This window comes from Joostella atrarenae, assembly GCF_021764745.1.
GTDB classification, from domain to species: domain Bacteria; phylum Bacteroidota; class Bacteroidia; order Flavobacteriales; family Flavobacteriaceae; genus Galbibacter; species Galbibacter atrarenae.
This window is the reverse complement of the sequence record NZ_JAETXX010000003.1, coordinates 101,013-114,558: the sequence shown is the minus strand read 5'-3', so window position 1 is coordinate 114,558 and position 13,546 is coordinate 101,013. Positions and strand designations below refer to the sequence as shown.

The 13,546-nt window shown below is 32.3% G+C and carries 12 protein-coding genes; all 12 read left to right on the top strand.

What is annotated here, in order from left to right:
* The first annotated feature begins 8 nt into the window (after window positions 1-8).
* The 12 genes from JM658_RS07205 to JM658_RS07150 all read left to right on the top strand — a co-directional run bounded on the left by JM658_RS07205 (window position 9) and on the right by JM658_RS07150 (window position 13,509).
* Entirely contained in the window at window positions 9-332 is a 324-nt protein-coding gene (locus JM658_RS07205) for a DNA-directed RNA polymerase subunit omega (protein ID WP_236958579.1), read from the top strand.
* Window positions 333-337: 5 nt separating this feature from the next.
* Window positions 338-1,549, top strand: a complete 1,212-nt coding sequence (gene coaBC / locus JM658_RS07200) for a bifunctional phosphopantothenoylcysteine decarboxylase/phosphopantothenate--cysteine ligase CoaBC (protein ID WP_236958578.1) — start codon at window positions 338-340, stop codon at window positions 1,547-1,549.
* Window positions 1,542-2,432 (top strand): type IX secretion system protein PorD, encoded by an 891-nt coding sequence (gene porD / locus JM658_RS07195; RefSeq protein ID WP_236958577.1) that lies wholly within the window; start codon window positions 1,542-1,544, stop codon window positions 2,430-2,432. Before coaBC ends, porD begins: the two co-directional genes overlap by 8 nt.
* A 57-nt stretch (window positions 2,433-2,489) precedes the next feature.
* The gene (recN, locus tag JM658_RS07190) at window positions 2,490-4,151 is read left to right on the top strand and encodes a DNA repair protein RecN (RefSeq protein ID WP_236958576.1); all 1,662 of its coding nucleotides are present in this window, start codon (window positions 2,490-2,492) and stop codon (window positions 4,149-4,151) included.
* A gap of 9 nt (window positions 4,152-4,160) precedes the next feature.
* Window positions 4,161-4,967: a helix-turn-helix domain-containing protein gene (locus JM658_RS07185; RefSeq protein WP_236958575.1), complete on the top strand. Its 807-nt coding sequence runs from the start codon at window positions 4,161-4,163 to the stop codon at window positions 4,965-4,967.
* 74 nt (window positions 4,968-5,041) lie between these two features.
* Window positions 5,042-7,513: a TonB-dependent receptor domain-containing protein gene (locus tag JM658_RS07180; protein ID WP_236958574.1), complete on the top strand. Its 2,472-nt coding sequence runs from the start codon at window positions 5,042-5,044 to the stop codon at window positions 7,511-7,513.
* 159 nt (window positions 7,514-7,672) lie between these two features.
* On the top strand, window positions 7,673-8,491 hold the full coding sequence (locus JM658_RS07175; protein WP_236958573.1) for an enoyl-ACP reductase FabI: 819 nt from the start codon (window positions 7,673-7,675) through the stop codon (window positions 8,489-8,491).
* A gap of 94 nt (window positions 8,492-8,585) precedes the next feature.
* Window positions 8,586-9,587, top strand: coding sequence for a glycosyltransferase (locus JM658_RS07170; protein ID WP_236958572.1), 1,002 nt, complete (start codon window positions 8,586-8,588; stop codon window positions 9,585-9,587).
* A complete protein-coding gene (locus JM658_RS07165; protein WP_236958571.1) occupies window positions 9,587-10,549 on the top strand; it encodes a YbbR-like domain-containing protein in 963 nt (320 codons plus the stop codon). The genes JM658_RS07170 and JM658_RS07165 overlap by 1 nt, the downstream gene beginning before the upstream one ends.
* 2 nt (window positions 10,550-10,551) lie before the next feature.
* Entirely contained in the window at window positions 10,552-11,136 is a 585-nt protein-coding gene (gene coaE / locus JM658_RS07160; RefSeq protein WP_236958570.1) for a dephospho-CoA kinase, read from the top strand.
* 78 nt (window positions 11,137-11,214) lie between these two features.
* Entirely contained in the window at window positions 11,215-12,786 is a 1,572-nt protein-coding gene (locus JM658_RS07155) for a sensor histidine kinase (protein ID WP_236958569.1), read from the top strand.
* A 6-nt stretch (window positions 12,787-12,792) separates the two neighbouring features.
* On the top strand, window positions 12,793-13,509 hold the full coding sequence (locus JM658_RS07150; protein WP_236958568.1) for a response regulator transcription factor: 717 nt from the start codon (window positions 12,793-12,795) through the stop codon (window positions 13,507-13,509).
* The last annotated feature ends 37 nt before the right edge of the window (window positions 13,510-13,546 follow it).

Sequence of the window (13,546 nt, the reverse complement as noted above, 5' to 3'; positions counted from 1 at the left end):
AAGAAGTTATGAGCGAATTAAGAAATTCTGAAGCACCAGTTTCTACAGTAACTTACGATAGAAATGAAATAGATGCGCCTACAAACAATGTTTACGAGGCTATATCTGTTATTTCTAAGCGTGCCAACCAAATTAATGGAGATATTAAGAAGGAGTTGATTGAAAAGTTGGAAGAGTTTGCTACTTACACAGACAGTCTTGAAGAGATTTTCGAAAATAAAGAGCAGATTGAAGTTTCTAAGTTTTATGAAAAACTTCCTAAGCCGCATGCTATTGCAGTAGAAGAGTGGCTTAACGATAAGATCTATTACAGAAACACAGATAAAGAGTAAGGCATATGTCCATACTTAGCGGCAAAAAAGTATTACTAGGTATTACAGGAGGTATTGCCGCATATAAGTCAGCTTTTTTAGTAAGATTACTAATTAAAGCAGGAGCAAGCGTTAAAGTGGTAATGACAGAATCTGCAAAAGATTTCGTTACCCCTTTAACGCTTTCTACGTTGTCTAAAAATAAAGTGTATTCTTCTTTTACTGATGAAGAACAAGAAGGAGAGGTGTGGAATAATCACGTAGATTTAGGTCTATGGGCAGACCTTATGATTGTGGCTCCGGCTACGGCAAATACACTTTCAAAAATGACGACTGGAACTGCGGATAATTTTTTATTGGCAACTTATCTTTCAGCAAAATGTCCTATTTATTTTGCGCCAGCAATGGATTTAGATATGTATGTTCATCCTTCTACAAAGAATACTTTCGATACATTAAAGTCCTTTGGAAACATTATGATTTCTGCTGGATTTGGTGAATTGGCAAGTGGATTAGTAGGGCAAGGAAGAATGGCAGAACCAGAAGAAATAGTGTCATTTGTAGAAAAAGATATCCTTTCGAAGCTTCCATTAAAAGGGAAGCGAGTTTTAATTACTGCTGGACCAACTTATGAAGCTATAGATCCTGTGCGTTTTATTGGAAATCATTCCAGTGGAAGAATGGGGTACGCTTTAGCAGAAAAGGCAGCAAATTTAGGTGCCGAGGTTTTCTTGATTTCAGGACCTACGCATTTAGATATATCACATTCTCTTATTAAGTTAGTAAGAGTTACCACTGCGGAAGAAATGTATAATGCCACACACCAAGTGTTTAATCAAGTGGATATTGCTATTCTCTCTGCAGCTGTTGCAGATTATAAGCCTGCCGAAGTAGCTGACCAGAAAATTAAGAAAAAGACGGCAACCATGCATATAGATTTGGTGCCTACACAAGATATTTTAGCTTCTTTAGGGAAGAATAAGAAGAATCAGTTTTTGGTCGGTTTTGCTTTAGAAACCAATAATGAAATCGATAATGCAAAAAAGAAGCTTGCTTCAAAGAATTTAGATGCGATTGTCTTAAATTCATTAAAAGATAAAGGTGCAGGTTTTGGAAACACCACAAATAAAGTTACTTTTATAGATAAGAATTTAAACAATATTCCGTTTCCATTAAAACCAAAAACGGAAGTTGCAACCGACATCTTTAACGAAATATTGAATCGTCTGAATGATTAAAAAGCTTTTATCTCTCGTAATTTTATGTGCTGTTCAGTTTGCATTTGCTCAAGAATTGAGCTGTACTGTTATAGTTAATTCTGATCAAGTAGATCAAACAAATAAGCAGATATTTAGAACATTAGAGAAGTCGCTTAACGATTATGTGAATAAAACGAAGTGGACAAATAAGACTTTTTCTCAGAAGGAACGAATTGAATCCAGTATGATGATCACCATTAATAGCTATGAGAATAGTACTTTTAGTGGAACCATACAGGTGCAATCTAATCGTCCGGTTTATAATTCAACCTATCAATCGCCTGTATTTAATTATCAAGACAAGCGCTTTACTTTTAATTATTTAGAGTTTGCACCCATTTTTTATAACCCAAATGTATTTGAGTCTAACTTAACTTCGGTAATTACTTATTACGTATACATTATGTTGGGAATCGATGCCGATACTTTTTCTAAAGAAGGAGGAACTGCTTATTACAAAAAGGCGCAAAGCATTGTAAATTTATCTCAGGGAAGTGGTTATAGCGGTTGGCAGCAAACTGATGGAAATAGAACCCGTTGGGAATTGGTAGATAACTTGCTATCCAATACTTTTAAAGAATATCGTTTGGCGCTTTATAACTACCACCGTTTAGGACTAGATAATCTGGTAGAAAATCCAGCATTGGCAAAGCAAACTATTGCAAGTTCAATGCAGCTTTTTGATAAGCTAAATAATGTACGTCCAAATTCTTTTGTTTTACAAGCTTTTTTTGATGCCAAGTCTGAAGAGATTGCAAATGTTTTTTCTGATGGACCAAAAATTGATGTTGTAAAATTAAAGGGAACTTTAAACGATATCGCTCCATTATACTCAGAAACCTGGTCTCGTATAAAATACTAACAATATTTTATTCCGCTAAAAATAACATTTATCTTTGGAGTATAAAACTAGATAACTTTGTTAGTAACTCTCATTATTAAAAATTACGCGTTAATAGATAACCTACAGGTTACTTTTACTAACGGACTTACAGCTATTACTGGAGAAACTGGAGCTGGGAAGTCTATTCTTTTAGGCGGATTATCATTGGTATTAGGAAAGCGTGCAGATTTAAGCAGTATTAAAAACAGCGAAGATAAATGTGTTATTGAGGCTACCTTTGCTATTAGTAATTATAAAATAGAGCCTTTTTTTAAGGCTAATGATCTAGATTTTGAAAAGCAAACAATAATAAGAAGGGAAATTCTTCCTAGTGGGAAATCTCGTGCTTTTATAAATGATACACCTGTTACTTTAGATGTTTTATCTCGTTTAGGAGAGCAACTTATAGATATTCATTCGCAGCATCAGACATTAAAACTTACTGATAATAATTTTCAATTTCAGGTAGTTGATGCTGTGGCTAGTAATGATCTTGTTTTAAGTGAATATTCTGAGAAACTTTCGCTATATCATCAGATAAAAAAGGAATTAAAGAAGCTTATCGATTTTCAGCAGGAAGCAGATAAGGAATATGATTATAATTCTTTTTTATTGAAGGAATTAGTTTCAGCGAACCTCAAGCCAGGAATGTTGGCAGAGTTGGAGGCTTCTTATGAAGCGTTGAATAATGTAGAAGAAATAGCTGAAAATGTTTCGCATGCTACTCAGATTTTAGGAGAAGAGCAAGTTGGAGTTATTAGTGGAATGAATGAGCTAAAAGCAGTTTTTAATAAGCTGGTTCATTTTGGAGATTCTTATAAAGAATTAGCTTCTAGGGTTCAGTCTAGTCTTATTGAATTGGATGATATTTTTGTGGAAATTCAGCAAATAGAAGAAAATCTTGAAGCTGATCCTCAACAATTGGAGGAGGTAAATGCTAAATTACAGCTGATATATAACCTTCAGAAAAAACACAATGTTATAGAAATTTCAGAATTGTTGGCTGCTCAAGAGGAGCTTGCAGAAAAAGTTTCTAAGACAGAAAACCTTGAGGCTGATATAAAGAGATTACAATTAGATGTGTTGAAGCAAGAAGAAGCTTTAGACGTAGTTGCAAATAAAATACATAAGAATAGAGCGAAGTCTATTCCTTCTTTAAAATCTCATTTGGAAGGGGTACTTGCTGAATTAGGAATGCCAAATGCTAAATTTAAAATAGATTTAGTACCAACCAATAAGTATTTTGCAAAAGGAAAAGATGAACTTCACTTTTTATTCGCAGCAAATAAAGGCGGTAGTTTTAATGAGTTGAAGAAGGTAGCTTCTGGAGGAGAGCTTTCTAGAATAATGTTAGCTATAAAATCTCTTTTAGCGCAATATATGCATTTGCCAACTATAATGTTTGATGAAATCGATACGGGTGTTTCTGGAGAGGTTTCCAATAAAATGGGAGATATAATGCATCAGATGAGTAAAACGATGCAAGTTTTTACGATTACCCATTTACCACAAGTAGCTGCAAAAGGAGATGTTCAATTTAAAGTATTTAAAGAGGATAAAGGTGGTGTAACTTCTTCGCAAATGAAACAAATTACTGGAGAAGAGCGAATTAAAGAAATAGCAGAAATGCTAGGTGGAAAAGATATTTCTAGCTCCGCAATGGCGCATGCTAAAGAATTATTAATGAATAAAGCTTAGTTTTTTTGGATGGAAGAGGTGATTCCTATAAAGAATAAAATCAGTTATTATACAGATATAAAAATAGCTCCTTTTGATCCTAATAAGCGATTTACAAAGCCTCATCGTCATAATAAATATTTTGAAATTGTATATCTAAGCAAGGCGGAAGGATACCATTATATAGACGATATTGCATATAAAATTGATGGCCCAACTTTCTTTTTTATAAGAAAAGAGGCAGTACACCATTGGGATATAACTACAATTCCGGAGGGATATGTTGTAATATTTAAGGAAAGTTTTTTGCAAAATACTTTAGATGATACATTGAATACACTTTTAATGAAGCTTAATAGTCATCATGAAAAAAAGTGTACAGAACCTGAGTTTGTAGAAGAGTTATTTAAATTATTATGCTTTGAGTCAAATCGAGAAATTGGTCATAATAAATTAGTCTTTGAAGGATTATTAAAGGCTTTACTTGCTCACTTAAATATTAATTTAGAAATTCAAGATTTAGGGAAGACTGATGAATTTTTAAAAATGCTTGCAGATAATCCTGTAAACAACGTAAGCTTTTATGCTGATAAATTGCAATTAAGTAACCAGCAACTCAATCAATTGTGTAAAAAGGAATACGCTAAAACAACTTCAGAAGTTATTGCTTCACATATTAATACAGAGGCTAAGCGTTTACTTAAATATAGTAAGATAACTATTTCGGAAATCGCTTTTCATTTAAACTTTAAGAATGCTTCTCATTTCGTAAAATATTTTAAAAAGCACAACGCTGTAACTCCTTTAAACTTCAGAAAAGAAGAGAATAGACCATAGTTTTATTCGAATAGATCATTTTAAGGTAACTATTACTTTTATTTTTGTTTTTCAATTTAAAAGTAACCAGCCAAATGCGATTTTTTTTATTTTTCTTATGTACGTTAAGTTTTGTGCAAATAAGTAAAGCTCAAGTTAAGGGTAAAGTTGTAGATGCAACTAATAGTGATCCCTTAGAATATGCAACCGTAGCTATTTTTAATACTGATGATAATGAACTTATCACTGGAGTTGTTACCAATCAAGATGGAAGCTTTGTGTTGGAAAATATTAAAAAAGGAAATTACTATTTAGAAATTTCTTTTATAGGTTATGAAACAAAAAAGGGTACTCCGTTCGAAGTCTCTAAAAGCAATCAGAATTTAGATTTAGGAAAGGTTGAAATTAATCCAAGTCAGCTATTTTTGGATGAAGTAGTGCTTTCAGGAAAAAAATCTACTGTAATTAATAAAGTAGATAGACAGGTTTATGAGGCAGATCAATTTCAAAGTAGTATCGGTGGGAATGGGATCGATGTAATTAGAAACTTGCCTTCTGTATCTGTAGATGGATTGGGAGAGATTTCTGTGAGAGGAAGTAATAGTTTTGTTATTCTATTAAACGGGAAACCAGTACAAACAAATGCTTCTTTGATTTTAAACCAGTTGCCTGCAAATGCTATTGAGCGTGTGGAATTGATTACAGCACCTTCAGCAAAATATGATCCAGAGGGGAAAGCGGGAATTCTAAATATAATCACAAAAAAAGGAGCTACAAATGGAACCTTTACTCAGATAAATATTAAAGGAGGTTTTCCTAGTATTGAGGATTATGACAACAAAGAGCCTGCACAGCGTTATGGAGGGGATATTACATACAATATTCGAAAAGATAAATGGAATATTTCTATGGGAGCGAGTTACCAAAGAAATGATATTTCTGGGAGAAGAGAAGGAGATGCATATACTATTATAAACGATACATTAACACAGTTTCCTTCAGATGGTGAGCGTAGTTTTGTAGAAAAGAATTTTTCTGGTCGATTCTCGGTAGATTTCACTCCAGATACTTTAAACACATATTCTATTGGTTTTTATGGGGGTAAACGTTCTAAAGATAGAACAGCAGATATTATTTATTACGACAATCATGCCATTACTCCAGCAGAAGGGGGAGATCGTATTTATACGTTTCAATATTATAACGAAAATCTAAGAATCCGTAAGGGAGATTTTGTGCTAGGAAGTTTTGACTACAATCACATTTTTAAGAACAATTCGAATATTTCTACTTCTTTTTTATATGAATATACATTGCTTGGAGGACCTACAACAAACGATAATTTGGGATATCCAGATACTAGTGTAGTTTTACAGGAAGAATACAATACGAATGATAACCCGTTAAATGGAATTCGTTTTCAAGTAGATTATCAGTTTAAACCTATGTCTATTGGTCAGTTAGAAATGGGATATCAATTTAGAAACTTAGATCATAAAGGAGATTTTGTTTATGAGCGAAAGAATAATATGACTGGAGAATTTGAGTTGGTACCTGAATTTTCTAGTGAAGTAGATCTTACACGTCAGATAAATTCTGGATATGTACAGCTTTCAAAATCTTTAGATCAATGGGAGTATAGTGCTGGACTTCGTCTGGAGGGAATGGATAGAAATTTAGACCTTAGGGATAAAGCACAAACGGTAGATACAACATATAAATATGATTACTTAAAGCTTTTTCCTTCCGCAGCTATTCAATATTCAGTCAATGAGGATTTAAAATTTAAGGCTGCATATAGCAAACGTGTTGAACGTACAACATCTTTTAAAATGAATCCCTTTCCTGAGCGAGAGCATTCAGAAACATTGGAGCAGGGAGATCCTACATTAAAGCCAGAGTTTATAGATTTAGTGGAGCTTGGAATGGTAAAATCTTTTGAAGGTAATAATTCTTTATATGTTACCGCTTATTACAGGAATGTAAATAACTTGGTAAATCGTGTGAATACAGTATATAACGATACTATTTTAAACCGAATATATACCAATGTAGGAAAAGGAAGATCTTTAGGTTTGGAGTTAGGATCACAAATAGATCCTACTGAAAGTTGGTCGAATTTTATAGGTTTTAATGTTTATAACTACGGAATTGATGGTAGTTTCAATGGGGAAACTGTAGATGAAAATGGTTGGCAGTATTCTATAAATGTGAATTCTTCATTCGATTTTTCTGACACAGCTTCTTTACAATTTACATTTAATTATTTATCAGAAAGAAAAACAGCACAAGGAGAAGATTCTAGGTTTTATTCACCAAATCTAACATTTCAAAAAACCTTTTTTGATAATAGGCTTAAAGCGTCTCTACAATGGTTAAATATGGATATGGGATTATTAGATACCAACGAACAACGTATTACTACCGCTAGTCCGGGATCGTTTTATACCACTACAAATTATGTTTATGAAGTAGATGTTGTACTATTAAATTTATCGTACACTTTCAATAATAATAAAAATAAATCTAAGTTTATAGAAAGTGAATTTGGAAAGCGAGAGTTTTAATTTGTGTTTCTAGTAGTAGTAAGAACACTTTAATTATGTCATAATATAATAATAAGTAAACATAAGGTGCATTTATTTGATGCATGATTGGTCTTGTTACAAATAATTTGAATATTTTTGACGCTGTAAATAGTTAAATACAGAATTAACCAAAATCATATGTCATATAATTTATTAAAAGGTAAGAGAGGGATAATCTTCGGAGCATTAGATGAGAATTCAATAGCATGGAAAACTGCTATAAAAGCGCACGAAGAAGGAGCTACATTTGTTTTAACCAATGCACCTATCGCAATGCGAATGGGACAAATTAAAGAATTGGCAGAAAAAACAGGTTCTGAAATTATTCCAGCTGATGCTACCAATGTTGAAGAATTGGAAAACCTTGTTGAAAAGTCAATGGAAATTCTGGGAGGTAAAATAGATTTTGTTTTACATTCAATTGGAATGTCTATTAATGTAAGAAAAGGAAAGCACTATACAGATCAGAAGTATGACTTTACTGAAAAAGGTTGGGATGTTTCGGCATTATCTTTTCATAAAGTTTGTCAGACTTTATATCAAAAAGACGCTATGAATGAGTGGGGAAGCATCGTTGCTTTAACATATATGGCTGCACAGAGAGTATTTCCAGACTATAATGATATGGCCGACAATAAAGCTTATTTAGAGTCGATTGCAAGAAGTTTTGGGTATTTCTACGGAAAACACAGAAATGTACGTGTAAACACTATTTCTCAGTCTCCAACACCAACAACAGCAGGGCAAGGAGTAAAAGGATTTGATGGATTTATAGCATATGCAGATAAGATGTCTCCATTAGGAAATGCTACTGCTCAAGAATGTGCGGATTATACAATTAGTTTGTTCTCTGACCTTACTAAAAAAGTAACTATGCAAAACCTTTTCCACGACGGAGGTTTCTCTAACACTGGAGTAAGCAACGAAGTGATGGAAAAGTTCATGAAAGAAGATTAATTAGTTTCTAAAATATAAAATGCTGTTTGAGGAGTGATTGCTATAAAATAAATGTCACTTTTTAAACAGCTTTTTTGTATCTAAAAGTATTTAAATGGCATTGAGCTTTTCATTTATCATTCCTGTTTATAATAGGCCAGAAGAAGTAAAAGAATTACTTGAAAGTATGAATTTGCTTACAGGTAATATTCCTTTTGAAGTAGTTATTGTAGAAGATGGTTCTTCTATTTCTTCGGAAAGTGTCGTAGAAGATTTTAAAGATCATCTTAATATTTCTTATTACTTCAAGTCAAATTCTGGACCTGGAGATTCTCGTAATTATGGAATGCGAAAAGCTAAAGGAAACTATTTTATTATTTTAGATTCCGACTGTATTTTGCCACCACAATATTTAGAAGAAGCTAATAAATCTTTACAGAGCAAGTATGTTGATTGCTACGGTGGTCCAGATGCCGCTCATGAGTCTTTCTCAGATATTCAGAAAGCAATTAATTATAGTATGACTTCTCTGCTAACCACAGGAGGGATACGAGGAGGGAAGAAAGCTGTGAATAAGTTTCAACCCAGAAGTTTTAACATGGGACTCTCAAAAAAGACTTTTGAAGCAACTGGCGGTTTCGGGAAAATTCATCCAGGAGAAGACCCAGATTTAACGATCCGGTTATGGAAAGCAGGTTTTGAAACTGTTTTAATTCCACAGGCTTTTGTATACCATAAGCGTAGAATTTCTTGGGAAAAGTTTTATCAGCAAGTTCAAAAGTTTGGACTTACACGGCCGATATTAAATAAATGGCATCCAGAAACTAAGAAGATAACATATTGGTTTCCTACATTATTTGTTTTAGGGCTAGCATTTTCATTATTAATGTGGTTCGCAGGAATTTCTATATTTTTTAAAATATATGGTTTATACTTTTTAGCTATATTTTTTGATGCATTATTGAAAAATAAAAGTTTGAAAATTGCGTTTTTAGCTGTTTATGCAGTAGTGATACAATTTTTTGGTTATGGATTGGCCTTTGTAAAATCGACTTTTTTGATTACCTTTTCTAATAAAAAACCAGAACAAATTTTTCCAAAACTATTTTTTAACTGATGGCAGGAAGGTTTCTAGAATATATAAAAAGTACGCTGAAGAAGCCAAAGGCAACAATATTTTTAATGTTTCTTGTTGTTTCCTTCTTTATATGGTTTCTAATATCGCTTTCCGATATTTATACCTCTCATATAAGCTTTAATTTAAAATACAATGGTATTCCTGAAGACAAGTTAGTGTTAGGGGATCCCAAAACCAGTTTTGAAACAAATGTGGAAACATCTGGATTTAAAATATTGGGATATAGACTTTTTAAAAGAGATCTAATTGTTGATTTAGTTGATTTTCATGAGAGTAACAACGCCTATTACATGCTTCCTAATGATTTAGAGGATGCTATAAGAACTCAATATAAATCTTTAAATGTAAGGAGGATAAATACCGATTCTGTTGTTTTAAAGCTTGGAGTTAATCAGAAGAAATATATAAAGGTAATTCCTAAAACACGTTTGGAATTTGAAAATGATTATCAGCTTAGGGATTCTATAAAAGTGGAGCCAGATAGTATTTGGGTACGTGGACCTGAGGATATTGTTGGTAAAATTATCAATATAGAAACAGAGGTTCAAAACCATAAGAATGTAAGGAATAATTTTGATTATAAATCACCTTTAAATATTCCAGACTCTTTAGAAGAGTTGGAATTTGAAACCAAAGAAGTATCTATTTCGGGAGTTGTTGAGCGTTATTCAGAAAAAATAATTTTAGTGCCTGTGCAAATAGCTAATCTTCCTGATGATATGAGCTTAAAGGTATATCCTGAGAAAGTAAAATTGCTTTGTAAAGCTCCAATATCAGAATTGAAACGAGTGAATGAGGGGGCTTTTAAAGTGATTTGCGATTACAATGAAATTTCTTCGGAATCGACTTTTCTGATTCCTAAATTAGTGGAAGAGCCAAAATTTGTGTCTTCCGTTAAGATTTTGGATAAAAAAGTGGAATATTTAGTGAAAAAGCAATAACTATGATAGTAGGATTAACAGGAGGTATAGGAAGTGGTAAATCTACAGTAGCTTCTTTATTTAAAAAACTTGATGTTCCTGTTTTTATTGCTGATGTAGAGGCGAAAAGCCTAATGGAAACTAATAATGATGTACGCAAGCGTATTATCGATTTGTTTGGTGAAAATGCCTATGATCATAACTTACCTAATAGAAAATATATCGCTGATATTGTTTTTGCAGATCCTGAAAAATTAAAAAAACTTAATGCTATAATCCATCCTGCAGTTGGCGCCCATTTTAAAGACTGGTATGAAAATCAGGAAGCAGCTTATGTAATAAAAGAGGTTGCTATTTTATTTGAAACAGGAGGAGATAAGCAATGTGATCTTGTTATTACGGTGACCGCTCCAAAGGAAGTGCGTTTACAGCGAGTTTTAAAGCGTGATAACACAACTAGAGAAGAGGTAGAAGCAAGAATGAATAATCAATGGAAGGAAGAAGATAAAGTTAAGAAATCTGACTTTGTTATAGAAAATATTGATTTAGAAGAGACCTCACAAATTGTTGAGAAGATACACGAAATGATACTTAAAAAAAGTATTTGAACCAAAAATTTTAACATTTTTGTTAACGTTAGGTTAAATGCTTAACATACCTTATTACAAAGCCTTAATTTTGACTAAATGAGTAGACGCTTATTTATACTTCTAGTAATTTTGATGAGTTTATCCTTAATGGGGATTATATTCGTCCAAGGTTATTGGATAAAGACAGCAGTAGAAGATAAGGAAGAACAGTTTTCTACTAGTATTTCTCAAGTATTAAACTCCGTTTCGGATAAATTGGAGGGAAGAGAAATTAGAGACTATTTTAATAGGTTTCTTATGTTACGAGATAGCGTAGGAGAATTGAAAGAGTCTAATTTAAGAGAGTTCTTTTTTGTTGAAAAAGATAGGAATAGCAATGAAACATTTATCTATTCCCACGGAATTTTAGAAGAAGATTATGGCATATCTTCTACGTTCTTTGATAATAATAGTGCAGACACTACAACGATTAAAAATTACACGAGTAAGAGAACTACTCAGATTTTTAAAGAAGAGTATGGTATTGATGGGAAGGTATATTCTCCAGTGGAAAGGATTGAGAAGATTGGTGGTTTCTCTGCTTTAGAGAAAGCTCAGTTTGAAGATGTTTTTAAAGAAGCAGCGCAAAGAGTTCCAATTCATAAAAGAGTTACTTCTCAAGAAATAGAGCTTTTAATCCAACAAGAATTAAATGACAGAGGGATTAATCTTAATTTTGAATATGGTATCTATAGTAAAGGGTTAGCTACAAGAGTACGTTCTAGCAACTTTAAAGAGTTAGATATATCACGCTATAAAACACCGCTTTTTACAGATAATGATGGTAATAGTAATTACGATTTATTAGTTAGTTTTCCTGAAAAGAAGAAATTTTTAATATCTTCTATCATAGAAATGGCTATTTTATCTGTGGTTTTTACGCTTATAATTTTAGTAGCATATTCTAGTGCATTGTATCAATTAATAAAGCAAAAGCAAATTTCGGAGATAAAAACTGACTTTATTAATAATATGACGCATGAGTTTAAAACACCGATTGCCACTATAAATTTAGCATTAGATTCTTTGAAGAACCCTAAAGCTTTTCAGGATTCAGACTTAGTAAAGCGATATTTACAAATGATTCGTGATGAAAATAAAAGAATGCACGCTCAAGTAGAAAATGTACTAAGAATCTCTAAATTAGAAAAGAATCAGTTGGATATTAGTAAGGATAAGGTAGATATTCACGACATAATAGAAGAAGCTATAGCACATGTAGAGCTTATGGTGGAAAACAGAGGCGGATATATAAAAACACATTTAGACGCCAGTAGAAGTGAGATATTAGGAAATGACTTTCACCTAACTAATATATTAGTGAATATTATGGATAATGCTAATAAGTATTCTCCAGAAACCCCAGAAATAAATGTCTACACTGAAATAGTAAAGAATAGTATTATTATTAAGATTACCGACAATGGTGCGGGAATGAGTAAAGCAGTATTAAAAAGAATATTTGAAAAATTTTATAGAGAATCTACAGGAAACATACATAATATAAAGGGCCATGGATTAGGATTGGCTTATGTAAAAAGTATTGTAGAGGATCATCAAGGCGAAGTTTATGCCGAAAGTGAAAAAGATAAAGGAAGTACCTTTTTCGTAAAGTTACCTTTAATATAAAAAAGCATGGAAACAGTAAATAAAAAGATTTTATTAGTAGAAGATGATCCCAATTTTGGAATCGTACTGAAAGATTATTTATCAATGAATGATTTTGATGTAACGCTAGCTAAAAATGGGATGGAAGGTTATGAGAAATTCAGAAAAGATCATTACGATTTATGTATTTTAGATGTAATGATGCCTTATAAAGATGGATTTACTTTGGCAAAAGAGATTAGAGAAAAGGATGAGAATATTCCAATTATCTTCTTGACAGCCAAAACAATGAAAGAAGATGTGTTGAAAGGATATAAGGTCGGAGCAGATGATTATTTAAACAAACCATTTGATTCTGAAGTTTTATTATTCAAAATAAAAGCTATCATTCAGCGTAAATCTACAGAGTCTTTAGCAGATAGTAAGCAATTTGAATTTGTTATAGGGAACTTCCATTTAAACTCTAAACTACGTTTCCTAACATACAAAGAAGAAGAGCCTATAAAATTATCTCCGAAAGAAAACGAATTATTACGTTTACTAGCGCTTCATGAAAATGATTTAATGCCAAGAGAATTGGCTTTAACGAAAATATGGAGAGATGATAATTATTTCACTTCTCGAAGTATGGATGTTTACATAGCAAAACTTCGTAAATATCTTAAGAAAGATGACGAAGTAGAAATATTGAATATTCATGGTGAAGGATTTAGATTAGTTGTAAAAACTGAAGCTGAGAAGTAAAAAAATATTTTATAATAATTTTAAAAGCCTCTAAATG

What these genes read in the sequence shown, in the direction of transcription:
- JM658_RS07205 (WP_236958579.1), top strand. Translation starts at nt 9, where the DNA reads ATGAGCGAATTAAGAAATTCTGAAGCACCAGTTTCTACAGTAACTTAC.
- coaBC (WP_236958578.1), top strand. Translation starts at nt 338, where the DNA reads ATGTCCATACTTAGCGGCAAAAAAGTATTACTAGGTATTACAGGAGGT.
- porD (WP_236958577.1), top strand. Translation starts at nt 1,542, where the DNA reads ATGATTAAAAAGCTTTTATCTCTCGTAATTTTATGTGCTGTTCAGTTT.
- JM658_RS07185 (WP_236958575.1), top strand. Translation starts at nt 4,161, where the DNA reads ATGGAAGAGGTGATTCCTATAAAGAATAAAATCAGTTATTATACAGAT.
- JM658_RS07180 (WP_236958574.1), top strand. Translation starts at nt 5,042, where the DNA reads ATGCGATTTTTTTTATTTTTCTTATGTACGTTAAGTTTTGTGCAAATA.
- JM658_RS07175 (WP_236958573.1), top strand. Translation starts at nt 7,673, where the DNA reads ATGTCATATAATTTATTAAAAGGTAAGAGAGGGATAATCTTCGGAGCA.
- JM658_RS07170 (WP_236958572.1), top strand. Translation starts at nt 8,586, where the DNA reads ATGGCATTGAGCTTTTCATTTATCATTCCTGTTTATAATAGGCCAGAA.
- JM658_RS07165 (WP_236958571.1), top strand. Translation starts at nt 9,587, where the DNA reads ATGGCAGGAAGGTTTCTAGAATATATAAAAAGTACGCTGAAGAAGCCA.
- coaE (WP_236958570.1), top strand. Translation starts at nt 10,552, where the DNA reads ATGATAGTAGGATTAACAGGAGGTATAGGAAGTGGTAAATCTACAGTA.
- JM658_RS07155 (WP_236958569.1), top strand. Translation starts at nt 11,215, where the DNA reads ATGAGTAGACGCTTATTTATACTTCTAGTAATTTTGATGAGTTTATCC.
- JM658_RS07150 (WP_236958568.1), top strand. Translation starts at nt 12,793, where the DNA reads ATGGAAACAGTAAATAAAAAGATTTTATTAGTAGAAGATGATCCCAAT.